The organism is Streptomyces sp. SID11385 (assembly GCF_010548245.1).
In the GTDB taxonomy this organism is placed as follows: domain Bacteria; phylum Actinomycetota; class Actinomycetes; order Streptomycetales; family Streptomycetaceae; genus Streptomyces.
Window position 1 is genome coordinate 1 of record NZ_JAAGLR010001037.1, and the last position, 2,212, is coordinate 2,212.

General features: G+C 77.8%; 2 protein-coding genes. Both read right to left on the reverse strand.

The features are described from left to right. Window positions 1–107 precede the first annotated feature (107 nt). Window positions 108–569 (reverse strand): NUDIX domain-containing protein, encoded by a 462-nt coding sequence (locus tag G3I42_RS31860; RefSeq protein WP_164291163.1) that lies wholly within the window; start codon window positions 567–569, stop codon window positions 108–110. A 142-nt stretch (window positions 570–711) separates the two neighbouring features. Beyond that, window positions 712–2,212: NAD(P)H-hydrate dehydratase (locus tag G3I42_RS31865; protein ID WP_239096812.1), on the reverse strand; the 1,501-nt coding region annotated here is incomplete at its 5' end.

Genomic DNA, 2,212 nt, shown 5'->3' on the forward strand with positions numbered 1-2,212 from the left:
GGCAGAGGGCACGGGCCGGGGGCGCGGGCGGCGGCAGGGGCGGGCCCCGTACGGGGAGGGGCGTCCCGTGCGGGGTGGCCGTCCGCCCCGTCCGCCCGCCCGTCGGCTCAGCTTCGTCCCGCGCCCACGCGCGCTCCCCACGTCGGTTCGGCCGCGGCGAGCCAGGCGTCCTGGTGGTCGGCGAGGGGGGTGGTGAGCGGGAGGGGCTGCCAGTGGCAGCGGAAGCGGAGGTTCTCGACCGGGGCGAGGTGCTCCCACTGGTCGGGGCCGCCGCGCGGAGCGTGCAGGAGGAAGTACGTGGTCCGGCGGGGCGCGCCCGTCTCCGGGTGGGGACGGTGGTCGACGGCGAGGGCCCGTACGACGCGGGCACCCTCGACGCCCGTCTCCTCGCGCACCTCGCGCAGCACGGCCGCGCTCAGCTCCTCGCCCCCCTCGACACCCCCCGCGGGGACCTGCGTACCGGCCTCCGGCACACCGACGTGATCGAACACCAGCAACTCGGGCCCACGCGCCCCGTACCGCACGACATAGGCCGCCACCCGCACCCGGGGCGGAAGAGGGGGATTCATGGGGGAATTGTGGACACAGCCGAGGGGCTCGTGCCACAACAACGGGGCAACAGCGGATGAATGGTGGTGGGGCACGCGGGTGCGGGTTGACGCGTGAGGTTGACGGGCCCGGGCGGCGTCCCGCACCCCGCCCGGCGCCCCCTCACCCCTCCCGCACGTCCCGCCACGCCCCGGGGATCGCCTCCGCCACGTCGTATGCCGTGATCGGTGCCCCTCCCCGCCCGCCGCCCGCCGCGCGGCGGGCGGCCAGGCCGTGGAGGTGAGCGGCGGCCGAGGCGGCGTCGCGCGGGGGGAGGCCGGTGGCGAGGAGGGAGCCGGCGAGGCCGGAGAGGACATCGCCCGCGCCCGCCGTGGCGAGCCAGGACGTGCCTGTGGCGTTCACTCGGACGGGGGATGTGCCGCCGGGGTCGGCGATGAGCGTCGTGGAGCCCTTGAGGAGCACGGTCGCGCCGAGGCGGTCGGCGAGTTCGCGCACGGCGTCGAGACGGCGGGCCTCCACGTCCGCCCGGTCGGCGCCCAGGAGCCGGGCCGCCTCGCCCGCGTGCGGGGTGAGGAGGGTCGGCGCGGAGCGGGCGCTGATGCGGTCCGGGCCCGCCAGGCTCAGCGCGTCGGCGTCCATCAGGAGGGGGAGGTCCGTCGCGAGGACGTCGTCGAGCGCGGCACGTGCCTCGTCGCCGTCGCCGAGCCCGGGCCCCACGACCCACGCCTGCACCCGTCCCGCCTCGGACGGCAGCCCCGGGGAAACGAGCGTTTCGGGATGGCGTGCCGTCACCGCCTCGGCCGCCGGACCCGCGTACCGCACGGCCCCCGCGCCGCCCCGCAGCGCCCCCGTCACCGCGAGGACCGGCGCGCCCGGATACCGCGCCGAACCCGCCGCGATCCCGACGACGCCCCGCCGGTACTTGTCGCTCTCCGCCCCGGGCACCGGCAGCAGCGCCGCCACGTCCGCGTACTGGAGCGCCTCCAGGTCCGCCGCGCCCGGCTCGATGCCGATCGGGACGAGCCGCAGCGCGCCCACGTGCTCGCGCCCGGGATCGATGAGCAGTCCCGGCTTGTACGTGCCGAAGGTGACCGTCGCGTCGGCGCGCACCGCGTCCCCGCTCACCTCGCCGCTGTCCGCGTCGATGCCGCTCGGCAGGTCGACGGCGAGGATCGCGGGACGGCCCTCGTACGCGGTACGTGCCAGGCGGGCCGCGACGGGCCGCAGCCCGCCCTTGCCGCCGATGCCGACGATCCCGTCGAGCACGAGGTCCGCCTCCCGTACGCGCCGTGTCACCTCGCCGTCCCGGTCAGCGCTTTCGGCCTCTCCGGCCTCGCGGCCTCCTTCGGGCGCTTCGAGGACGAGCCCGCCCGCCGCCCGCAGCGCCGCGAGACCCCCCGCGTGCGCGCGCTCGGGCGACAGCAGCACGGCGCTGACGCCCGCTCCGCGCCGGGCGAGGGCCGCACCGGCGTAGAGCGTGTCGCCACCGTTGTCGCCGCTGCCGACGAGGAGGCAGACCCGGCTGCCGTACACCCGCCCGAGCAGTTCGGCGGCGGCGGTCGCGAGCCCCGCGGCGGCGCGCGCCATGAGCGCCCCGTCCGGCAGTCGGTCCATGAGCCGTTTCTCGGCGGCCCGTACGGTCTCCACGCGGTGAGCGGTACGC